At 73.5% G+C, this 21,777-nt stretch carries 19 protein-coding genes; 6 read left to right on the forward strand and 13 right to left on the reverse strand.

Annotated elements, in window-relative coordinates; all coding sequences use genetic code 11:
- Positions 1-115 precede the first annotated feature (115 nt).
- From ACFWAR_RS24165 to ACFWAR_RS24180, 4 genes are all read right to left on the reverse strand, one after another.
- Positions 116-943 (reverse strand): amino acid ABC transporter ATP-binding protein, encoded by an 828-nt coding sequence (locus ACFWAR_RS24165; RefSeq protein WP_385780694.1) that lies wholly within the window; start codon positions 941-943, stop codon positions 116-118.
- Positions 944-950: 7 nt separating this feature from the next.
- The gene (locus ACFWAR_RS24170) at positions 951-1,781 is read right to left on the reverse strand and encodes an amino acid ABC transporter permease (RefSeq protein ID WP_385780697.1); all 831 of its coding nucleotides are present in this window, start codon (positions 1,779-1,781) and stop codon (positions 951-953) included.
- Positions 1,748-2,596 (reverse strand): ABC transporter substrate-binding protein, encoded by an 849-nt coding sequence (locus ACFWAR_RS24175; RefSeq protein WP_385780700.1) that lies wholly within the window; start codon positions 2,594-2,596, stop codon positions 1,748-1,750. Before ACFWAR_RS24175 ends, ACFWAR_RS24170 begins: the two co-directional genes overlap by 34 nt.
- A gap of 347 nt (positions 2,597-2,943) precedes the next feature.
- A complete protein-coding gene (locus tag ACFWAR_RS24180) occupies positions 2,944-3,600 on the reverse strand; it encodes a TetR/AcrR family transcriptional regulator C-terminal ligand-binding domain-containing protein (RefSeq protein WP_385780703.1) in 657 nt (218 codons plus the stop codon).
- A 104-nt stretch (positions 3,601-3,704) separates the two neighbouring features.
- On the opposite strand from ACFWAR_RS24180, the gene ACFWAR_RS24185 reads away from it, so the two are divergent.
- Positions 3,705-4,739, forward strand: a complete 1,035-nt coding sequence (locus tag ACFWAR_RS24185; protein ID WP_385780706.1) for an aldo/keto reductase — start codon at positions 3,705-3,707, stop codon at positions 4,737-4,739.
- Positions 4,740-4,760: 21 nt separating this feature from the next.
- Here ACFWAR_RS24185 and ACFWAR_RS24190 read toward each other — a convergent pair whose 3' ends face one another.
- Positions 4,761-5,492, reverse strand: coding sequence for an SDR family oxidoreductase (locus ACFWAR_RS24190; RefSeq protein WP_385780708.1), 732 nt, complete (start codon positions 5,490-5,492; stop codon positions 4,761-4,763).
- 95 nt (positions 5,493-5,587) lie between these two features.
- On the opposite strand from ACFWAR_RS24190, the gene ACFWAR_RS24195 reads away from it, so the two are divergent.
- On the forward strand, positions 5,588-6,436 hold the full coding sequence (locus ACFWAR_RS24195) for a LysR family transcriptional regulator (protein ID WP_385780711.1): 849 nt from the start codon (positions 5,588-5,590) through the stop codon (positions 6,434-6,436).
- Between the two features lie 13 nt (positions 6,437-6,449).
- Here the strand turns inward: ACFWAR_RS24195 and ACFWAR_RS24200 are convergent, their stop codons facing one another.
- Positions 6,450-7,349, reverse strand: a complete 900-nt coding sequence (locus ACFWAR_RS24200) for a patatin-like phospholipase family protein (RefSeq protein WP_385780714.1) — start codon at positions 7,347-7,349, stop codon at positions 6,450-6,452.
- Between the two features lie 120 nt (positions 7,350-7,469).
- A complete protein-coding gene (locus ACFWAR_RS24205; protein WP_385780716.1) occupies positions 7,470-7,949 on the reverse strand; it encodes a MarR family winged helix-turn-helix transcriptional regulator in 480 nt (159 codons plus the stop codon).
- A gap of 96 nt (positions 7,950-8,045) precedes the next feature.
- On the opposite strand from ACFWAR_RS24205, the gene ACFWAR_RS24210 reads away from it, so the two are divergent.
- Together ACFWAR_RS24210 and ACFWAR_RS24215 are read left to right on the forward strand one after the other, a co-directional pair.
- The gene (locus ACFWAR_RS24210) at positions 8,046-8,495 is read left to right on the forward strand and encodes an SgcJ/EcaC family oxidoreductase (RefSeq protein ID WP_385780718.1); all 450 of its coding nucleotides are present in this window, start codon (positions 8,046-8,048) and stop codon (positions 8,493-8,495) included.
- A gap of 108 nt (positions 8,496-8,603) precedes the next feature.
- On the forward strand, positions 8,604-9,104 hold the full coding sequence (locus ACFWAR_RS24215; RefSeq protein ID WP_385780720.1) for a VOC family protein: 501 nt from the start codon (positions 8,604-8,606) through the stop codon (positions 9,102-9,104).
- A 10-nt stretch (positions 9,105-9,114) separates the two neighbouring features.
- Here the strand turns inward: ACFWAR_RS24215 and ACFWAR_RS24220 are convergent, their stop codons facing one another.
- The 6 genes from ACFWAR_RS24220 to ACFWAR_RS24245 all read right to left on the reverse strand — a co-directional run bounded on the left by ACFWAR_RS24220 (position 9,115) and on the right by ACFWAR_RS24245 (position 18,210).
- Positions 9,115-9,378, reverse strand: a complete 264-nt coding sequence (locus ACFWAR_RS24220; RefSeq protein ID WP_385780723.1) for a hypothetical protein — start codon at positions 9,376-9,378, stop codon at positions 9,115-9,117.
- A 98-nt stretch (positions 9,379-9,476) separates the two neighbouring features.
- Positions 9,477-10,499, reverse strand: a complete 1,023-nt coding sequence (locus ACFWAR_RS24225; protein ID WP_385780726.1) for a TolB family protein — start codon at positions 10,497-10,499, stop codon at positions 9,477-9,479.
- A complete protein-coding gene (locus ACFWAR_RS24230; protein WP_385780728.1) occupies positions 10,496-11,770 on the reverse strand; it encodes an MFS transporter in 1,275 nt (424 codons plus the stop codon). The genes ACFWAR_RS24225 and ACFWAR_RS24230 overlap by 4 nt, the downstream gene beginning before the upstream one ends.
- Complete coding sequence (locus ACFWAR_RS24235; protein WP_385780731.1) at positions 11,770-13,107, reverse strand: discoidin domain-containing protein; 1,338 nt, start codon at positions 13,105-13,107, stop codon at positions 11,770-11,772. Before ACFWAR_RS24235 ends, ACFWAR_RS24230 begins: the two co-directional genes overlap by 1 nt.
- Positions 13,108-13,399: 292 nt before the next feature.
- On the reverse strand, positions 13,400-16,486 hold the full coding sequence (locus tag ACFWAR_RS24240; RefSeq protein ID WP_385780734.1) for an acyltransferase family protein: 3,087 nt from the start codon (positions 16,484-16,486) through the stop codon (positions 13,400-13,402).
- 14 nt (positions 16,487-16,500) lie between these two features.
- Positions 16,501-18,210: a glycosyltransferase family 2 protein gene (locus ACFWAR_RS24245; RefSeq protein WP_385780737.1), complete on the reverse strand. Its 1,710-nt coding sequence runs from the start codon at positions 18,208-18,210 to the stop codon at positions 16,501-16,503.
- Positions 18,211-18,586: 376 nt separating this feature from the next.
- On the opposite strand from ACFWAR_RS24245, the gene ACFWAR_RS24250 reads away from it, so the two are divergent.
- Positions 18,587-18,781, forward strand: coding sequence for a thiazolylpeptide-type bacteriocin (locus tag ACFWAR_RS24250; protein WP_354381708.1), 195 nt, complete (start codon positions 18,587-18,589; stop codon positions 18,779-18,781).
- Between the two features lie 183 nt (positions 18,782-18,964).
- The gene (locus ACFWAR_RS24255) at positions 18,965-21,742 is read left to right on the forward strand and encodes a lantibiotic dehydratase (RefSeq protein ID WP_385780740.1); all 2,778 of its coding nucleotides are present in this window, start codon (positions 18,965-18,967) and stop codon (positions 21,740-21,742) included.
- Positions 21,743-21,777: the final 35 nt, after the last annotated feature.

The raw sequence follows: 21,777 nt of genomic DNA on the forward strand, positions 1-21,777 counted from the left end.
GTGCTCTCGGCGTGCCGACCGGAAGCCCGTGTACTGGACGTACTCGGGTTTTCGGTCGGTGCGGCGAGAGTGCGTGCCGGGCGCCGCGACGCCACGGACATCCGTCAGACACCCCCTAGTGACCGTCGTCGGAGGGGGCCGGGTTCGGGGGTGCGACCGCCGCGGGGTCGAGCACGCGGTTGAGGAAGTTCCTGGTCCGCTCGTGCGCCGGGGCGCCCACCACCTGGGCCGCCGGGCCCTGTTCGACGATGACGCCGCCGTCCATGAAGACGACCCGGTCCGCGACCTCGCGGGCGAAGCTCATCTCGTGGGTGACGACCATCATGGTCATCCCCTCGCCCGCCAACACCCGCATCACCGAAAGCACTTCACCGACGAGTTCGGGGTCGAGCGCCGAGGTCGGTTCGTCGAAGAGCATGACCTGGGGGCCCATCGACAGCGCCCGCGCGATCGCCACGCGCTGCTGTTGACCGCCCGACAACTGGGCCGGATAGGCAGCGGACTTGTCGGCGAGACCGACGCGTCGGAGGTTCTCGCGGGCGACGGCCTCCGCCCGGGCCCGGTCGGTGCGCAGGACCCGGCGCTGGGGCAGCGTGAGGTTCTCGGTCACGTTCACGTGCGGGAAGAGGTTGAACTGCTGGAAGACCATGCCGATGCGGCGGCGGACGGCGTCGATGTCGACGTCCGGGTCGGTGACCTCCGTACCGCCGACGAAGATCCGGCCGTCGCTGGGCTCCTCCAGCAGGTTCACGCAGCGCAGCAGCGTGGACTTGCCGGAGCCGGACGGTCCGATGACGCACACCACTTCGCCCCGGGCGACCTCCAGGTCGATGCCGCGCAGGACGTGGTTGTCGCCGAAGGACTTGTGCAGCCCCCGGATCTCGATCTCCGGGCGGTCCGGGCCGCTCGCGTCCACCGGCGCCGTACGGGTCTTCTGTGACATGTCGTCCTCACGTGGCCTTGTCCGCACGGGCCTCCAGGCGCCGCACCACGAAGCTCAGCGGTACGGTCACCAGGAGGTAGCACAGGCCCGCGACGAGGATCGGGGTGGAATTTGCGGTCTGGCTGGCGAGGTCCCGGCCGAACTTGGTCAGTTCGCGTTCCTGGAGCGTGACGCCGAGGAACAGCACGAGCGAGGAGTCCTTGAACAGCAGGACCAGTTCGTTGGTGAGCGGCGGGATGACGATCCGGAAGGCCTGCGGGATGATCACCGAGACCATGGCCCGGGCCTGCGAGAAACCCAGCGAACGGGCCGCTTCCATCTGCCCCTTGGGCACCGCCTGGATACCGGCGCGGATCGTTTCCGCCATGTAGGCGGCGGCCACCAGCCCGAGGCCGAGGGCGACCTTGCCGTACGTACCGCCGGGGATCTCGGTGCCGGGGAAGGCGAGGGGGACCGCCACCCCCACGAAGATGAAGATCAGCAGTGCGGGCAGGCCGCGGAACAGCTCGATATAGACGCTCGCCACCCACCGGTACGGGGCCACGGACGACAGTCGCATCATGGCGATGACCAGGCCGAGCACCAGGCCGAGGAGGAACCCGGAGAGGGTGTACACCACGGTGTTGCGCAGCGCCGTGGTGATGATCTCCGGGAAGAGCCGCAGCGCCAGGTCCTTCTGCGCGAACTGGTTCTGCAGTCGGCCCCAGTCCGCGTAGGAGGCGATGAGGGCCAGCACCGCCACGAACAGCGCGTACTGGACGCCCTGCGACAACCGGCGGCGCTGTCGGCGGCTCAGCCGCGAGGTCACTGCGTGGCCTGGGGCAACGGGCCGATCCACTGCTCGTAGATCTTCTTGTAGGTGCCGTCGGCCTTGGCGTCGGTGATCGCCTTGTCGATCGCGGCCACGAGGGCGGAGTTGCCCTTCTTCACCGAGAAGCCGTACTGCTCACCGGTCGGGATGTTCTGCGCCAGGGTGAACTCGGCGGCGTTCTTGGGGTCCTTGAGCCAGCCCTGGACCACGGGGTAGTCGATGACGACCGCGTCGACCTGCCCGGTGCGCAGTCCGTTGAGCACCGCGTCCGAGCTCTCGAAGGCGACGGGGTCGAAGCCCTGGGCCTTGGCGTAGCTCTCGCCGGTGGTCTCGGCCTGCGCCCCCAGCTTCTTCGCCTTCGCCTTGAGGTCGGCGAGCGAGGTGACACCGCTCTTCTTGGTGGCGAGCAGCGCCTGGGTGGCGTCGAAGTAGGGGACGGAGAAGTCCACGTTCTTCTTGCGCTCGTCGGTGATCGTCATGCCGGCGGCCGCGAGGTCGCACTCGCCGGAGTTGAGGAAGGCACCGGTCTTGAAGTTCTCGAAGGGCGTGTCGAGGATCTTCTGCTCGACCTTGAGGCGGCTCGCCACCAGGTCGACCAGGGCCACGTCGAAGCCGACGACCTTGCCGTCCTTCTCGAACTGGAACGGCGGGTAGGGCAGGTGCGTACAGGTGGTCAGCTTGCCCTTCTCGACGACGGGCACCCCGCCGGCCGCCTCCCCCGGGCCGTCGCCGCCGGACGAGCACCCGGCGAGCAGGAACGCGCCCGTCGCGGTGGCTGCGGCCGCGGCCCGCAGGCGGCGGCTGCTGGGGCGACTGCGGTTTCCTCTGGCCGTCCGGAACACGGTTGACCTCCACGGATGCGGGGCGGGCGGTGGGCACGGGACGGGACCCGCGCCGCCGGGGCGATGTCCGCCGAGATCGTAAGCCACGGGTGACGCGCGCCGAGGGATCTCGCGCGATGCGTTCCGGGGCGCCCGGCCGGATCCGGCCAGGACAGCGCGGTGCGCGGCCACCGGGGTCCGGGGCGTTCCCCCACATGGCCGCCGGACGGCGCGCCGGTGGCCGTGTCCGCCCGGCCCTCGGCACGGGGTTTTCGGCCAAGGTCGACGCCCGTGCGGGAGCACGGGCGCGGCGCGTCTTCATGATGTCGCCCGCCCGGAGGCAGCGGCGCGCGGCGCCGACCGGGCCGTCACGCGGGCCGTACGTACGCCCCCGCGCGGGCGGCCACCGCCGCGGCCGTCGCCGCGCGGTCGGCGGCGGCCTCGTCGAGGGGCAGGGACGTGGTCAGCAGCCGGTAGTACAGGGGGGCGGACGCGGCGCGGATCACCTCGTGGGGGTCGGTGCCCTCGGGCACCTCGCCGCGGGCGGCGGCCGCTTCGACGCACGGCGCCCACTCCGCGACGCGGACGGCGTAGAACTCGTGCAGGGCGCGGGCCGCGTTGGGGTCGCAGGTGGCGGCCGCGATCACCGCCTTGAACAGGGCGCCCTGGCGGGGATCGGCCAACGTGCGCCGCACCAGACGGGCGTTGGCCGTCAGGTCGCCGAGCAGGGTGCCGGTCTCCGTCCGGGGGACGGACTGCTGCGCCATGTCCAGCAGGAGGTCGGCGACGAGGCCGGTGACCGTGCCCCAGCGGCGGTAGACGGTCGTCTTCCCGACCTCCGCGCGGCGCGCGACGTCGGTGAGGTCCAGGTGGGCGAACCCCTGCTCGGCCAGCACGTCCCCGGCGGCCAGGAGCACGGCCGCCCGCACCCGCGCCGTACGCCCCCCGGGCCGGACCCCGCCGGACCCGGCACCGGCACCGGCCCCTGACCCGGACCCGGGCTCCAGCGACTCCTCAGACTCCATAACGGGACTCCTGTTCCATTAAGTGCCACAGCTTGCTACGCTGGCGCCATCTTAACGGAACCACGGACCCATTAGTTGGCTCCGTGGACGAGGGGAGACACGTCATGGAATACAGGCGACTGGGCACGTCCGGGCTTCAGGTTCCGGCACTGAGCTTCGGCGCGGGCACCTTCGGCGGACAGGGACCCCTCTTCGGAGCCTGGGGCACCACGGGAGTGGAGCAGGCGCGCCGCCTCGTCGACATCTGCATCGACGCCGGGGTCACCATGTTCGACACCGCCGACGTCTACTCCGGCGGCGCCTCGGAGGAGGTGCTCGGGGCCGCGCTCAAGGGCCGCCGGGACCAGGTGCTCGTCTCGACCAAGGCCGGACTGCCCATGGGCGACGGCCCGCAGGACGCCGGCACCTCCCGCTCCCGCCTGATCGGGGCCGTGGAGGACGCCCTGCGGCGCCTCGACACCGACCACATCGACCTCTTCCAACTGCACGCCTTCGACGCCGGAACACCGGTCGAGGAGGTCTTGTCCACCCTGGACGACCTGGTGCGGGCCGGGAAGATCCGCTACCTCGGGATCTCCAACTTCTCCGGGTGGCAGGCGATGAAGTCCCTCGCCGCCGCCGACCGGCTCGGCCGGCAGCGCTACGTCGCCCACCAGGTCTACTACTCCCTCCTCGGCCGCGACTACGAGTGGGAGCTGATGCCGCTCGGGAAGGACCAGGGACTGGGCGGCATCGTCTGGAGCCCGCTCGGCTGGGGGAGGTTGACCGGAAAGATCCGCCGGGGCCGGCCGCTGCCCGCGGGCAGCCGACTGCACGACACCGCCGACTACGGCCCGCCCGTCGAGGACGAGCACCTCTACCGCGTGGTCGACGCCCTGGACGAGATCGCCGCGGAGACCGGCAGGGCGGTACCGCAGATCGCCCTGCGGTGGCTGCTCCAGCGCCCGACGGTGTCCTCCGTCATCATCGGCGCCCGCGACGAGGAGCAACTGCGCCAGAACCTCGGCGCCGTGGGCTGGACCCTCACCCCCGAGCAGATGACGAAGCTCGACGCGGCGAGCGCCCGCACGGCCCCCTACCCGTACTTCCCGTACCAGCGCCAGGAGGGCTTCGCCCGCCTCAACCCCCCGCTCGTGTAGGCCCCCCGCGCCCACCTCACCTCACCAGGGCACCACACCGGCGTCCTCGAAGAAGGTGCCGGTCGGGCCGCCGTCGGGCAGGGTCGCCAGCTTGACGGCGATCGCCGCGCCCTGTTCGGGGGTGCGCACGCCGTGGAAGCCGTTGAGGTCGGTCGCGACGTAGCCGGGGCAGCCCATGTTGATCAGGATGCCGGTGCCGCTCAGCTCCTGGGCGTACTGCAGGGTGACGGCGTTCAGGAAGGTCTTGGACGGCGCGTACGCCGCGACCACCGGACCCGTTCCCGGCGCGGCGACGGCACCCGACTGCCGGGCGAGGGAGCCGAGGCTGCTGGACATGTTGACGATCCGCGGCGAGGCGGAGCGGCGCAGCAGGGGCAGCATCGCGTTGGTGACGCGGACGACGCCGATCACGTTGGTCTCCACGACCGTCCGGATGGTGTCGGGGTCGATCCGGCTGGGCTCCTGCGGCATCTCGCCGCTGATGCCCGCGTTGTTGACGAGCACGTCGAGGCGCCCCGCCCGCTCCTCGATGAGCCGCGCGGCGGCGTTCACGCTCGCGTCGTCGGTCACGTCCAGCGCTACACCGAAGGCGTCGACGCCCATCGCGCGCAGTCGCTCCACCGCCGCCTCGCGGCGGCGATCGTCCCGGGCGCCGACGCCGACGCTCCAGCCGAGGGCGCCCAGGCCCACGGCTATCTCCTGGCCAATTCCCTTGTTCGCACCGGTGATCAGCGCGATCGTTCGTTCGCTCATGGGGATCATGCTGCCCCCGGACCCCGCCGGGGGTCCAAGACCGATCCGGTGGACAACGATACCGACGGGGTATCGATGCGGGGTAGCGTGAGCGCATGGAGACCCGGGAACTGCGGTATTTCGTCGCCGTCGCCGAAGAGCTGCACTTCGGGCGGGCGGCGCGGCGACTCGGGATCGCGCAGCCGCCCCTGTCACGGGCCGTCCAGCAGCTCGAACGCCGCCTCGGGGCGGCGCTGCTGGACCGGACCAGCCGCTCGGTCACGCTGACCGCGGCCGGTTCGGTGCTGTTGGTCGAGGGCCGGGCGGCCCTCGACGCGGTCGACGCGGCCGAGCGCAGGACGCGCCGCGCCGCCCTGGCCACGACCGACCGTCCCGGCCTGGTCCTGGTCACGAAGGCCAGCGCGTCCCGCGAGCTGCTGGCGGAACTACTCGACGCGTACGCCGCCGAACCGGGCGCGGTCCCGGTCGACGTCATCCTGTGCGGCCCGGCCGAACAGGCACGGCTCCTGCGCGAGGGCCGGGCCGACGTGGCGCTGCTGCACCGGCCGTTCGACTCGACGGCCGGATTCCACACCGAGGAACTCGGCACGGAGGGCCAGGTGGCGGTGTTGCCGGCCGGCCATCCGCTCACGGTCCGGGCGCATGTGCGCATGGCCGACATCACCGGGCTGCCGGACCTGCCGCTGCCGCGCTGGCCCGACCCCGACGGCACCTACCCGCCCGGCCCCGGCCCGCAGGTCCGCGACCACGCGCAGTTGCTGCAGCTCGTCTCCCTCGGCCGGGCGTGCGCGGTCTCACCGCAGTCGTGCCGGGACCAACTCCCCGGCGACCTCGCCGCCGTGCCCGTGCTGGACGCGCCGAGCGTCACCACCGTGATCGCCTGGCCGCCGCACAGCCGCTCCCGAGCCGTCGCCGACCTCGTCCGGACCGCGACACGGCTCTGAGGGCTGCGCCGCGTCACCGCTCGACCGCCGCCGGGCGCCACGCGGTGCGCAGTCGGTCGGCCTCGGCGGCCGCCTGGGCGAGGCCGGCGCGGTATGCCGGGATCCACTTCGTCCGTTCGCCCAGATCGGGGCCGAAGGCGCGCGCCGCGTCGGGGTCCGGGCCGATGGTGACGACGGTCCGCGCGCCCGCGTCGGTCGCCCGTCCCGCCGACGGCCCGCCCGGGGAGCGGTGCGCCATCGGGTCGACCACGACCAGCGTGCGGGCGCCGGCCGCGAGGTCGACGTTGGCCCCCGACCGCAGCGCGCCGTCCATGTACCGCCGCCCCGAGACGGTCACCGGCGGCGCCGCTCCGGGGAAGGAGCTGCTCGCGGCCACCGCGTGGACCAGGGGCACGCCGCTGGTCCGGTCCCACACCACGGGCTCTCCCGAGCCCGCGTCCACCGCGGTGATCAGCAGTCGGCGCGCGGGCCACGCGGCCGCCCCGATCAGGGCGCCCCGCGCCGCGAGCAGCGCCCCCTCCGCCTCCGCGTCGCCGTGTGCCAGGGCGATCCGGCCGACCCGGCGGCGGGCCTCCCCCGGCTCCAGTCCGGATTCGCCGAGGACGGCGAACACCGCCCCGAGCACGGCGGGATCCACCACGGGCGGCGGGGCGGCAGCGCCCGCAGGAGCGAGCGGTACGGCGAGCCGGTCGAGGTCCTGGCCGGTGGCGAGGAGCGCTCCGACGATCGCCCCCGCCGAGGTGCCGACGATCAGGTCGGCCTCGCCGAGCTCCACGCCCGCCCGGCGCAGCCCGGCGGCCAGTCCCGCCGTCCACGCCGTGCCGACCAGGCCGCCGGGGCCGAGCACGAGCGCGCGGTCGGGGGATGCGGGCGCCTCCGGGGCGGGCGGGGTCACCGGGGTGGCGGGGGTCATGGCGCGTCTCCTGTCGTCGGGTGCCGATCGGGTGGATCCGACCGTACGACCTCAAGTGACCTTGGGGTCAAGGCCACTTGCGGGAGCCGTCGCCACTCCCCCCTTTTTCCGGTCGCGGCACTAACCGGACTTGGCGCGCCGCGGTGCGGTGGCGGCGCGGATCTCCTCGGTGGCCGCGCGGAACGCGGGAGCCGCGCGTGCGAAGTAGTCGAAGAGCAGGGCTTGTTGCTCGGGCGAGTAGCTGTCGATCACCTCGGCGACGCGTCGGCGGGCCGGGCCGACGGCGTCTTCGATGCGGTCCAGTGCGTCGGGTACGGCTTCCACGATGACCCGGCGCCGGTCGGCCGGGTCGGCGGCGCGACGGGCGAAACCGGCCCGTTCGAGCCGGTCGATGAGGCGGGTGGTCGCCCCGGTGGTCAGCCCGGTGCGCGCGGAGAGTTCGCCGGAGGACAGGCTCCCCTCCAGGGTGATGAGGCTCAGGGCGTACCACTCCGAGGTGTGCAGGCCGGCCGCCTCGGCGCTCGCCAGCCCCTGGAGGCCCACCGCGTCCAGGTACTGCCGGAAGACCACGTGCGGTTCGCCGCCGCTGGGTGTTGCCATCTTCGCCGGTCGCCTCCTACCTTTATATCTGCACGCATGCAGATACTGCACCGATGCAGCATCTACGCCACCCTAACCAATGGGGAGTGATCCGTCATGCAGTCCACCAGTGAGGCCACCATCGCCGTGCGGGCCCTGCTCACCCGCCTCGTCGACGCCTGGGGGCGCCACGACGCCGACGCCTACGGCGCGCTCTTCACCGAGGACGCCAGCTACACCACCTACGTGGGCACCTTCTACCGGGGGCGGCGCGACATCACCGAGAGCCACCGCATCCTCTTCGCGGGCTTCCTCAAGGGCACCCGCCTGGCGGACGAGGTCCTCGACGTCCGCTTCTACAGGCCCGACGTGGCCGTGGTGAACAGCAGGGGCGACACCCACAAGGCCGGACGCCCGGCCAAGCTCGGCAAGGTCCAGACGTACACCCTCGTCCGCGACGCCGGAGAGTGGCGGATCGCGGCCTTCCAGAACACCAGGCGCCGCCCGCTCATGGAGCGGATCTCCTTCGCCGTCGCCCCCGGTCTGACCCCTGGGGGCAAGGGGTGAAGGAGGACCCGACTCGGTAGTTCGAATTTGAACTGTATGCTGGTGACCGTTCACATCGAGCCGGACCTTTCGAGCCAGGTCCTTCGAGTCATCCGGGAGTCCGTCGCCATGTCTGTCCGCCGTCTGAACCACGCCGTGCTCTGGATCCGCGAGGTCGAGCGGTCCGTCGCGTTCTACCGCGACGTCTTCGGTTTCCAGGTCGACCACCTGATCCCCGGCCGCGCCGCCTTCCTGAGCGCGCCGGGCAGCCTCAACGACCACGACCTCGGACTGTTCGCGATCGGCGCCGACGCACCCGGGCCCGAGCAGGGCCGGGTCGGGCTCTACCACCTGGCGTGGGAGGTCGGCACCCTCGGCGAGCTGCGCGAGCTGGGCGAGAAGCTCGGTGCGCTCGGAGCGCTCGTCGGCGCGACCGACCACCTGGTCTCGAAGTCCTTCTACGCCAAGGACCCGGACGGCAACGAGTTCGAGCTGATGTGGCGCGTCCCGCGCGAGGACTGGCCCGGCGCCGACTCCGACCTGCGCTCCGGGGCGCTCGACCTGCCCGCCGCGATCGCGCGCTGGGGCACGGACCTCGCGACGGGTTCGGCGGCGGGTTCCGCCAGCTGACGGCCCGGGCTCAGGTCGCCGACGGGCTGCCGGAGGGGGACGGCGCGGTCGTACCGGGCGCGAACGGCCAGCTGGTGTCGTAGGTGGTCGTGGGCGCCGGTGCGGGATCCGGCGCCCACGGGCCCGCCCGGTTGGCCAGCAGGATCAGCATCGTCGCGGTGAAGAGCACACTGATGACGATCAGGGCCATCCCGATCGGGTTGCGGGGGTTGTAGTAGTACCGGTTGGTGCCCCACTTGCCGCGCTTGAGGACCGGCTCGTCATCGGGGTGCAAGGCCAGGGCTCGTTCCTCGGTGGGGCGGACCCGCCTGCGGGGGCGGGGCGGACCGGCCCAATCTAGACGCCCCCCGAGGGCCCCCGGAAGGGGGCCGGTCAGCGCAGGGCCGCCGGTGACGAGCCGTTGGGCGTGGTGAGTCGAGGGGTTCCGGTGCCGTCCGCGGGCACCGTCCAGATGTCGCTCGCCCTGCCGTCCGCCCCCGGCAGGGCGTAGGCGAGCGTGCCGTCGTCCAGCCAGGCCGCCTGGTCGTCGACGCTGCGCGTCTCGGCGAGCGGGGTCTCCCGCATCGTCTTGAGGTCGAGGACGTACAACCGCCAGGGCGCGGCCGGATCGTCGGAGACCTTCTTCTTGAAGGCGAGCCTGGTGTTGTCGGGCGAGAGCGAGGGGCATTCGGCGTTCTCCCGCAGGACGCGCGCGGACCACTCCCCCATGTTCCCCTCGACCAGGTGGGTCCGGCCCTTGCTGGAGACGGTCGCGTAGAAGCGGTTGTCGTCGCGGGCGAAGGTCACCCCCCAGTAGTTCACGTCGGGCGCGTGGTAGCGGGCGCCGTCGAGGGTGAGGGGGATCTGCTCCATGGAGGTGACCAGGTATCCGGTGCGCAGGTCGAGGATGGCGGTCCGGGTGGAGAAGGCACTGGTGGCGTACGAGTCCCCGCTCGCGAAGACCGTCCAGGACAGCATCCGCCCCGAGGCCGAGACCCGGGCCCGGTTGGGGACGCCCGGCACCGTGACCCGGCGGACCTCGCGCAGCTGCCGGTCGAGGACGATCGCGTACGTCTTGGGCAGGACCCCCGGTTCGGCGCGCAGGCACAGCGCGGTGTCCGCGGCGGCGTAGAACCGGTCGCACGAGGGCCCTCCGGCGACGCGCGCGTCGGCGTCCCCGGAGAGCGGACGGTGGGCGACGCGGCCGGTGGTGGGATCGCGGAAGTACAGGGCGGGGCCCGCCAGCGTGAAGGAGGCGTCCGCGACGGCCGCCCGGGCCGTTGGGCGGGCCCCGGCGTGCAGGACGTATCCGGTGGCGCCGCCCGCGAGCAGGAGCGCGGCGCTCACCACGACGGCGATGCGGGCCCGGGGGCCCAGCGGCTTCGGGGGTCGGCCGGACCCGGTGCGGTCGGTCATGCGGTTCGCCTCTCGGGGTGGGACGGGGTGGTGCGCGGCAGCAGCAGCCAGCCACCGGCGAGCGCGACGCACAGGAGCGAGAGCGCGGCCCACAGCGCGGGGCCCTGGCCCCACACCGTCCACAGGGCGCCGAAGCCCACCCCGGCGAGCATCCGGGCCAGGGCCTGGCCGCTCTGGAGCAGGGCGAGGCCCCGGGCCGTGCCGTCGGCGGGCAGGACGGGCCCGGTGAGGGCCATCAGCACGCCGTCGGTGGTGGCGTAGAAGGCGCCGAGCAGCGCGAGGACGGGCAGCAGCAGGAGCAGGGTCGGGGCGTCGCCGGTGGGCAGGAGCAGGGCGGCGTAGACGCAGAGCAGGGCGAGGTGGCCGTACAGGAAGGGGAGCCGGCGGCCGACCCGGTCCGCGATCCGGCCCGCCGGGACGGCGAGCAGGAGGTAGGCGGCGGCCCCGCCGAGCGGGAGCAGCGGGAACCAGCCCACGGGCAGGTCCAGGCGCTGCTGGAGCAGGAGGTAGACGAAGGCGTCGCCGACCGTGGCGGTGCCCAGCAGCGCGGTGGCCGCGAGGATGCGCCGGAAGGCGGGGTCGCGAAGGGCCGCGAAGGTCGCTCCCTTGCGGCGGGGTGCCGCGGGCGCGCTCGGCGCCGGGTGGTGTCCGGGCACGTAGAGGACCAGGAGCAGCACCCCCAACAGGCCGACGCAGAAGCTGACCACGAACACGGCGTCGTAGGCGCCGGCCGTCGCCCACAGCAGGGCGAAGGCAGCGAGCGGGCCGAGCAGGGCGCCGGTGGTGTCCATGGCCCGGTGGACGCCGAAGGAGCGGCCCAGCGCGTCGGGCGGGCTGCTCAGGGTGATGAGCGCGTCGCGGGGCGCCGTCCGGATGCCCTTGCCGACGCGGTCGGTGGCGAGGGCGGCCGCGATCCCGGCGGTGGCGCCGCCGGCGAGCAGCAGGCCGAGGCGGGACATGGCGGAGAGCGCGTAGCCGATCCCGGCGACGTGTTTGTGCCGGTGGCCGCGGTCGGCGGCATGACCGCCGAGGAGCCGTACGAAGGCGGTGGCTCCGTTGAAGAGGCCGTCCAGGAAGCCGAATTGGAGGGGGGAGAGACCCAGTCCGAGGACCAGGTAGAGCGGGAGCACCGCCGTGACCATCTCGGAGGAGATGTCGGTGACGAGGCTGACCGCGCCGAGTGCCAGGACGGTGCCCGGGACCCGCCGACCCGCCCCGCCGGTGCGGGGTCGGGCCGACGTGTCCGGGCGGCCTGTGGTCGCCAGGTACATCAGTGGCAGGTGTACTTCGGGCTGGTGTCCTTGGCCTTGCCGTCGGTGCCGACGTAGCTGAAGCTGTAGCCGGAGTCGGTGAAGTCCAGCTTCAGCACGCCGTACTGGCCGCTGATCCGCTTCTGGCTGTTGGGCTGGACGTTCTCGATGGGGTACGGCTCGGCGCCGCCCATGCCGCCGACGATCTCGGTGATGCCGTCAGCGGTGGCCTTGCCGTTCGGGTCCTGCGGGGCGAAGCGCTCGTAGTGGTGGTCGTGGCCGTTGAGGACCAGGTCGGCCTTGGCCGCGTAGAGGATGTTCCAGACCGGCTTGCTGACGGGGTCGTTGCCGTGGCCGCCCGAGGAGTACAGCGGGTGGTGGAAGTAGGCGGCGATGCACTGCTTGCCGTTCTTGGCGAGGTCCGCCTTCAACCAGTCGATCTGGGCCTTCTGGTCGAAGGCGTTGGAGTCGAGGGCGACGAAGTGCCAGTTGCCCTCGTCGAAGCTGTAGTAGGTCTTGCCCTGGGGGTAGGCGATGGAGCCGAAGTACGCCTTGTAGCCGGCGAGGGACCCGGCCGGGTCGTAGGTCTCGTGGTTGCCGGGCACCGGGTGGGTCTTGTCCTTGAAGGTGCCCCACGTCTTGTCGTAGTAGGCCTTGTAGTCCGAGATCCGGGCGTCGTCGTACTGGTTGTCGCCCATCGTCAGGTAGAACTTCGGGTCGATCTGGCGGGCCAGGGCGGCCGTCTTGGGGTGGGCGCAGGAGCTGTCGGAGGCGGTGCACTGGGCGGCGATGTCACCGGCGGCGACCACGGTGAAGGCGCCGGTGGGCGGGGTGCCGCCGTCGACGGTGCCGTACACCTCGACCTCGTGGAGCGAGTAGCCGTACGAGGTCCCGCGCGCGGTTCCGTAGACGCGCAGGTAGCGGCCCTTGCCGGCGAGGCCGGTCCAGTCGTCGGTACCGCCGTTGCCCGCGGTCTCGTTGGCGAGGCGGGTCCAGGTGCTGCCGTCGGCGGATATCTCCACCCGGTAGACCTTGGCGTAGGCGGCCTCCCACGTCACGGACACGCGCGTCACGGTGGCGTTGGCGCCGAGGTCGACGCGGATCCACTGGGGATCCTTGCCCTCGGCGCTCGCCCAGCGGGTGGCCGGATCGCCGTCGAAGGCCTTCTCGGGGCCGAAGGCGGAGGTTTCGGAGGAGGAGGCGGTGGCGGGCTTGCCACGCGAGATGAGGGAGTCGGCGGCGGCCCCGGCCCGTTCGGGCAGGGCGAGCAACAGGCCTCCGACGAGGAGGAGTACGGCGGCGACCAGGGTCACCGTGCCGCGCCGGGCGGGCGCGGGTGCTGAAGCGTTCAGGCGCATCCTTGGGAACTCCTGCACTGGGGGGAGTGAGAGCTGGGCACCGTTGCGAAGCGCCACCCACCGGCCCGGTCGCGGGCAGGGGGCGGCGCAACGGCGGCCGGGTCAGAACTCTCACTGAGCGCGTCACGCCCCTGTCACAGGGCACCGCGCCGAGCCGCCGCCGGGAATGCTATCGAACAGGAAAGTTTCCTACCAGTCTTTCGACGCCCCTTCCCCGGGCACGCGCCGAGGGGCCGGGCAGACGTGCCCGACCCCCCGGGGGACACGCTGACCGGCCCCTTCCGTCACGGCGTCAGGAGGGCTTCACCGCCCCGTCCTTGGTCGAGACGGTGACGCGGTCGACCCGCATCGGATGGCCCGGTTCGGTGGCCGGGCCCACCGTCGCGCCGTCCGCGAGCGGGAGGTTGCCGCCGATCGCCACGTTCAGGATGAGGAACACCCCGTGGTCCACGGCCTGCTTCCAGGTCGCCGGGTCCATCTGGTCCGCGCGCACCCGGTGGTGCACCCGCCCGTCCAGCGACCAACGCACCTCCTGCGCGCCGGGCGTGAGGTCGACCTCGACGGCGTAGGAGTGGAACGCCGTGCGGCAGTCGGGGCAGGGCCGCGGTCCGGACGTCAGGCCCGCCGGTTCCCGGCACGGTCCGCCGCCGAGGACGCCGCAGTGCATGGTGGCGAAGACGTCGTCCCGTCCGTTGACGTTCTCCATGACGTCCAGCTCGCCGACGGACGGCCAGCCGGTGTAGCCGCCCCGCAACGGTGCGCCGAGGGTCCAGAAGGCCGGCCAGTAGCCCGCCGCCTTCGCACCCGTCACGTCCGGCAGGGCGATCGACGCCTCGATCCGCAACACCCCGCCGGGCGGCGGGGCGAAGTCGGCGCGCCGGGTCTCGATGCGGCCCGAACTCCACTGCCCGTCCTTGCGGGTGGGGACGATCTCCAGCGCGCCCTTCCCGTCGAGGCGGACGTTGTCGGTCGAGTCCGTCATCGTCTCGATCTCACCGGTGCCCCACTGCGGCGCCGGGCAGCCCGGGTAGCAGGTGCCCAGGTCGTACTGCCAGTTGGCGCCCGAGGGGCGACTGCCCGCAGGCCCGTCGAAGTCGTCCCGCAGCAGCTCCCGCCATCCGTCGGCGGTCGGCGGCGCCGCGGCGCCCGGCGTCCCGGCGCCGGTCGCGGCCCCGGCGGCCGCCAGCGCGCCGACGTCGGTCAACAGCCGTTCCAGGCGGGCCGTCAGGACGACGGCCGCCACGTTGGTGAGGTGGGAGTCGTCCCGGTAGAGCAGGATCCGGTCCAGCACCGCCGGGCAGGTCGCACCGGTGCCCGGGCACAGGACCGGGTTCACGCTGATGCTCCGTACGCCGGGCAGCGCGCCCGAGGCGATCCGCTGGGCCAACACGTCGGGCAGCTGGGCGGCCGCCCGGCTGAAGGCGCAGGACTCCGGGGAGGAACCGGCGCCCGAGAGGCACGCCGGGACGTCCTTGCCGGGGACGGGCGTGTCCTCGATGTAGACGATCGGCACCCCGAGGGCCCGCAGCGGCTTCAGCGTCTCCTCCCACGCCCCGACCAGCAGGGCGGGGTCGGCGGTGTAGCGGGCCAGCGAGGAGATCACGACGAGGCGGGGCTTCGGCCCCTTCCCCAGCCGGTCCAGCGCGTCCGCCCGCCAGGTGTCGCACTCGCGGTAGGCGCGGCCGAGCTGGGGGTTGTCCACGGCGAGCTTCGCGAGCGGGCAGCCCTGCTTGACCAACTCCTGGAGCGCCCAGCCGCGTTGCGAGGCCAATGCGAGCATCGGCGAGAACCACTGACCGGCGTGCGAATCACCGAGCAGCACGATCCGGTCAGGGCTGTCGACCGCGCCGAACAGGCAGTCCGGGCTGCGGGTGACCTCCGGGTCCACCTCGCAGTTCCCGTCCGGCGGGAAGTCCTTGCCCGCCTGGACGGGACCGGGGACCACCGGGCCGTCCAGCGCGGGCGCCGCCGGGCCGCGGGCGAGCAGCGTGGGGCCGGAGGCCGCGCCCGGCGGCAGGCCCTGGAGGTCGACGGGGGTGGCCGGGCCCAGCAGGCGCAGCGTGGTGGTGCCGACCACCAGGGCGAGGACGACCGGCATGACGATGGCCGTGACGCCCACCGACAGCCCGCGGCGCGGGAGTTCGGAGACCGTGCGGCTGCGGCGCAGCGGGCGCTCCACCCAGCGCATGGTGGCGAGGGCGGGCAGTACGGCGGCCAGCGTCAGCGCCGCCTTGGCGGGCCAGCCGAGGGTGCCCAGGGCGGCCTCGGCGAGGACCAGCACGGGCCAGTGCCACAGGTAGAGGTTGTAGGAGAGCCGCCCGATCGCGCGGGGCGCGCGGCCGGCGAGCAGCCGCCCGACGCCGTAGGCGCCCTCGACGTTGCGCTCGCCCCGGCCGGGGATCGCGGCGAGGATCACGGCGGCGGCGCCCAGGGTCGGGACGAGCGCGGCGAATCCGGGGTACGGGGTGCTCGCGTCGTACGCCACCACGCACCAGCCGATCGCCACGGCCCCGGCCCAGCCGCACAGCAACCGCAGCGGACGCGGACCGCGCAGCAGGTGCCAGGGCAGCAGCGCCAGCAGCGCACCGGTGGCGAACTGCCACACCCGCGAGGGGGTGCCGAGGTAGGCGAGCGAGACCGAGTGCTCCGTCCAGCTCAGGGACAGCGCGAAGGAGCCGAGGGCCAGCAGCGCGGTGGCGAGCGCCACGACGGCGCGCACGACCCGGCCCCGGCGAACGGCGCGGGCCGTGCAGAGGGCGATCACCGCCATCAACGGGGCCCAGAAGAGGTAGAACTGCTCCTCGACGGCCAGGGACCAGAAGTGCAGGAGCGGGCTCTGGTCGTGGCCCGCGGCGAGGTAGTCCGTCTGCTGCGCGACGAAGCGCCAGTTGGCGACGGACACGGCCGCCGCGACGACGTCGTACTCCAGCACGGCGCGCCGCAGCGGTACGGTCAGCCAGGCGCCGGCCACCGCCACCGCGCCGAGCACGACGGCGGCCGACGGCAGCAGTCGCCGGGCCCGCCGGGAGAAGAAGTCACCGAGCCGGATCCGGCCGGTGGTGATCGCCTCGCGGACCAGCAGGCCGGTGATCAGGTAGCCGGAGATGACGAAGAAGACGTCGACGCCGACGAACCCGCCCGCCAGCCCCGGGATCCCGGCGTGGAAGGCGAGGACGGCGAGGACGGCCACCGCGCGCAGGCCCTCGATGTCGGGCCGGAACGCGGACCGGTGCGGACTGGGTCCGGATTCGCCGCCGGAGCCGGGCCGCGCGGGCGCGCCGCCCGCCTCGGCCGGCGGCCCGGACGCCGCGGCGGACGGCCGCGGGGCCGAGGTGGTGCTGTGCTTCCGGCGGAAGCCGGGAGTCACGGGGAAGGGCATGGTGACGAAGCCTTTCAACTCAGCCAGGGCAGCATCGGGTTGACCCACCCGGATGCCAGCAGGCCGATGAGCAGGAGGGCCGCGGAGGCGGCCAGGGTCTCGGGCCAGCGACGGGGCCGCATGCCGGTGTCGGACCGAAGGGCGGTCCGCAGCCGGGTGCGCAGCCAACCGGTGTCACCGGCCGTGCTCCGGGGCTCCGTTGCCCCGCGCAGTTCGGTCATCAGGTCCCGGATCAGCGGGACGTTGATCTGGCACTGCACCAACAGGTAGAGCAGGAGGCCCCAGTTGGGCTCCCAGCCGTTGCGCGCGACGGCGAGGGCGAGGCCGGTGGCGGCCGCGCCGTTGGAGAGCACCAGCCACACCAGCGAAACGGCCACCACCCGCCGGGCCATTCCGCCCGAGGCCTTCGGGCCGCGCACACCGGTGGGCACCCACGCGGCGCTGCGGCCGCGCAGGGTGTGCAGGAACGCCGCCGCGGCGGCCACGCTCGTCAGGACGTTCGCGCGGATCACCTCGACCCGCCAGCGGGTGCGGCTGATGCGCGGCAGCAGCACGTGCCACAGCCACAACGGGGCGAGCAGCGGCAGGACGTGCCAGGGCCGGATGTGGTCCGGGTACCAGAACATCATCACCAGCGGCGGCAGCGGCGCGGCGAAGGTGTTCACCACCGTGGTCAGGTAGCCGACGACGCCCTCGTAGAAGCACAGCCGCATCCGCCAGGGCGCGCGCATCCGTCCCAGCACGGGGGTGCCGATCAGGTGCAGGTTGCCCATCGCCCACCGGTACTGCTGGTTGATGAAGGCGGTGGCCTCGTCCGGCGACGTGCCCTTGGCGACCAGGACGGGCACGTACAGCGTGCGGAAACCCTTTTCGTACAGGGCGAGTCCGGTGTAGAGGTCCTCGCTGTGGTCGAGCCGGGCGAACCCTCCGGCCAGGTCGATCGCCCGGCGCCGGTAGACGGCGTTGCTGCCGCAGCAGATGGCGGCGTCGCTGGCGTCCCGGGACGGCTGGATCCAGCGGAAGAACCACTCCTGGGCGCTGCCCGCGGCCCGTTGGATCCAGCCCATGGCCTCGTCGGTGTCGAAGCACTGCGGGCTCTGGACGATGCCGACGGCGGGGTCGGCCAGGTAGGGGACGAGGTGGCGCAGGAAGTCGGGCCGGGGCGCGAAGTCGGCGTCCAGGATCGCGATGTACTCGCCGCTGCTCAGGGTGAGGGCGTGGTTGAGGTTGCCCGCCTTCTTCAGGTGCCCCCGGTCGGGGCGCACGACGTACTCGTAGCCGTGCGCGGCGGCCAGCGAGGCGACCTCGGGCCGGTCGCCGTCGTCCAGGACCCACACGGTGAGCGCGCCCGGCCAGTCGACCTCGGCGACCGCGCGGTAGGCGTTGGCGAGGACGGGCAGGGGTTCGCCGCAGGTCGGCAAGTAGAGGTCGACGCTGGGCAGTTCGGCGGGCCGCCAGGCCTGGACGAGGATCTCGTGCGACTGCCGGGTCAGGCGGCGCCCGCGCAGGCTGTTGACGGAGGAGAGGACCAGAGCCACGACGTTGAGGCCGAGGACCGCGAGGAAGGCCCACAGTGCGGGCGTCCTCAGCGAGAAGGTGAACATCGTCACCGCGGTGAAGCTGAAGGCGAGAGAGGTGCTGATCAGGACCCAGCGACGCTGCGGGCCGAAGTACCAGTACAACTCGTCGTCGGATGGTGGCTGCGGAAGATGATGCACGGTCATATAGCCCCCCACGGCTGTATATGTGCCGGTTTCAGGTGACCCACTCTACCGTCAAAGGTATAGACCACATGCCCAAAGCGGGCCCAACGCGGCGATCGACACATGGATTTGGCGCGAATGAAATGGTCCAGACCTGTTTACGGTCCCATTCGAACGGTTCGGCCGACCTGTCGGGAAAGCCGCAGGTCACAGCCGGGTGAACAGAGCCCGAAGACTTGTGGTGTTCGATCGCCCGACCGGTATGTCCCCCAGCGCGTCTCGACCGCGCGTGGACCGCACCTCCAGCGCTCCGCGAGCGCGGTGGACCAACGTGGTGACCGCCGCACAAACGGCACACGGAAACACGAACCCCCGCCACTCACACTGGGAGACGCGTATGTCCGACACCACGCCGAACGCGCACACCACCGAGTTCGAACTCCAGGACCTGGCACTCGACCTCGACGACCTCACCGTCACCTCGATGAGCGACACGGTCGCGCTGCCCGAAGGCGGAGCCTCCTGGGGCTCCTCCTCCTGCCAGGGCTCCTCCTCCTGCGCCCAGCCGCAGACCGACACCCCCACGGTGTAACCGGGGCCGAGATCCCGGGCACCGACTGCGCGGCCGCGCGTCCTCCCGCCGTACTTCGCGTACGGCGGAAGGCGCGCGGACCGCGCCGGGTCCGGGCGGCCCGGAACGGCCCGGACCGACCGGGGCGGGCCCCACCGCGCACGACGACCGGCACGACGACCGGCAGGACGGGGAGGGAGCACCATGGAACGGTCACAGCCGCAGCCACGGCCGGGGGAAGCCGACGCGTACCGGGTGCGCACCGCGCCGTACGCGCTGGTGCGCGCCACCGTGCTCGCCCATCCCGCCCAGCTCCCGCCCGCGGCGGCCTTCCGCACCGCGCTCGACCGCCTGCACCGCACGGACGCCCGGCTGCTGCGGATCGCCGGGCCCCTGACCGACGCCCTCCACGACAGCCGGGACGGCCATCCGCCCGCCTTCCACCGCGACGTCGTCCTGCCGCTGCGCCGCGCCCTGCACAACGGCCGCGAGCCCCGGCCCGCCCTGCTGGAGCGCCTCGGCGACCTCCCGGACCGGGTGCCGCTGCTCGCCGCCTGGCTCGCGCTGCGGGCCCGGCGCGGCGCGGTGCTCACGGCGCTGGGCGACGTCACCGAAGGAGCCCTGGCCGGCGAGCGCGCGTCCCTGGCCGCCCTGTGCCGGGAACCGGCCCTCGGCCGGGCCGTCGCCCTCACCAGCGCGGACCTCTTGCGCGCGGTGGAGCGGGCGGGCACCGGGGCGACCGACCGCAGGGCGCGCAAGGAAGAGCCCACCGCCCTGCGCTACGCCCTGCGGGCCAGCACCAAGACCAGCCCCCTGTCGTGGTTCACCGCGGTCGGCTGGGGCCCGCTGGTCGCGCCCGAGGACGCCTTCGGCGCGACGGCGCGGGCCGGGGCCGTCCACGACTGGGGCACCGCGCCGCTGTTCGCAGACCCCCTGTGCGCGGTCGTGAAGGTCAACCGGACCCTCACCAGCGCCCTCACCCGCGCGCTCCTGGCCGCCCCGCACCGGCGGGCCGCGCTCCCCCACCGCATCACCAGCACCGCGCGGATCACCGGCCTGCGGGCCGCGTACGCGCGGGAGCGGACCTCCTTCGCCGGAGGCCGGTTCCTGGTGGCCGAGGAGGACGAGGTGGAGCTGATCCGCGGGGTCCCGCTGCGCCTGGTCACCGAGTGGGCCGAAAGCCCGCGCCACCTGGACGAGTTGGCCGCCCTGCTGACCGCCGCGCTGAAGGGGGCGGGCGGCGCCGGATCCGACGCCGCCGCGGCCTTCCTCGGCCGGCTCTTCGAGGCCCGGCTGCTGGTGACCGGCGAGCCGTTCGCCCAGCAGGACACCGACCCGCTGGAGCGGATCGCGTCCTGGCTGCGCACCACCGCCCCGACGCACCTCGAGATCCCGGCGCAGGCCGGAGAGCCGCCCCTGGCCGCAGACCCTGCGCTCGCCGATCGGATCCTCGAACTCGGCCGGACGACGGCGGATTTCGGGTCCGTGCCCGCCGGTGAGCGTCCCGCCCTGCTCGCCGGGCTGTCCCGGAGCTGGGCGGGGGTGCTCGCCGACGCCGGCAGTCCCGTCCCGCCCGCATCGGCCCCGCTCAGCGTGCTCACCGAGGACGTCGTCGCCCCCCGCCCGCTGGCCGTCGACGGCTTCCTCGACGGCGCCGACCACGAGGCGCTCGGCGAAGTCACCGCCCTCGCGGAGCTGTTCGACCTCGGGCACCTCGTCCGCCGCCTCCTGCGGGACCGCTTCGTCGAGCGCTACGGCTCCGGCGGCACCTGCCACCACCCGTGGGAGTTCGGCGGCGAGGTCGCCGGGGCCTGGGAGGTCGCCGGGCGGTCCGCGACCCTCGCCCCCGAGGACCCCGCCGCCCTCCCCACCGGGACGGCGGAGTTCGCCGCCCTGCGGGCGCAGGCCGTCCGGGCCGTCGGCGACGCCCCGGGCGAGCGCGGGAGCGACCTGGGGGACGACCGGGCGCGCGTCCACGAGGTGGTGCTGCCGCCGGACTTCGTCAAGGGCCTCGGCGAGCGGCTGCCCGCCTGGGCCGTCGAACGCCCGCTCAGCTACGCGTACTTCGTCCAGCGGGCCCCGGGTCCCGGGCCCGGCCTGCTCTGCGTGAACCACGTGTACGGCGGGTGGGGCCGGTTCACCAGCCGGTTCCTGGACGCCCTGGACCCGGGCGCCCGGGCCGAGGTCTCGCGGCAGATCCACCGCGGGCTCGGGCCCGGTGCGCGGGCCGCGCAGATCCGGCCCGTCGGCGGCTTCAACGCCAACCTCCACCCGATGCTCGTCCCCCGGGAGATCGGACCCGACCGCCGCTGGGCGTCGATCGGCGAGGCCGACCTGGACCTCGTCCACGACGAGGCCACCGACCAGGTCCGCTTCCGGCTGCGGAGCACGGGCGAACACCTCGACGTCCTCTATCCGGGCTTCCTGGCCCCCGTCCTGCTGCCGCGCCGCATCGGGGCCCACCTGGCCGACCACCCCCACGGCGCCGTCGACTTCGGGCCGCTGGTGCCCCGGAGCCGCGTCGCCGCACCGGGTGGCCCGGTGACCCGCACCGCCCGGCTGCGCCACCGCCACGTGGTGCTCCGCCGGAGCCGCTGGCTGCTGCCGCCCGAGGTGGTCCGCGCCCTGCGCGCCGACCTCGGGACCGAACCGGTGCCGGTCGCGGCCACGGCCCGCTGGCGCGCCCTGCTCGACCTGCCGGAGCAGCTCTTCCTGCACCCCGCCGCCGTCGCGCCGGACACGGCGGACACGGCGGACTCGGGGGCCGCCGACGCGTTCCTGCACCGGCTGAGCCGCCCCAAGCCGCACCTCGTGGACCTCGGCAACCCGCTGCACCTGAGGTGCCTGGCCAAGTGGTTGTCCCGACACGTCGACGCCGGAGCGGTCCTGGAAGAGGCCCTGCCCGCACCGGGCGGCCGGGCCGCACCGGCCCGCGCCGTGGAGCTCGTCCTGGAGGTCTACCGGTCCGGACGACGGCGATGAAACGGTTCCCGACGACAGTGGAAGCGAGCGTACGA

It is taken from the genome of Streptomyces sp. NPDC059917, assembly GCF_042730635.1.
Lineage (GTDB): Bacteria > Actinomycetota > Actinomycetes > Streptomycetales > Streptomycetaceae > Streptomyces.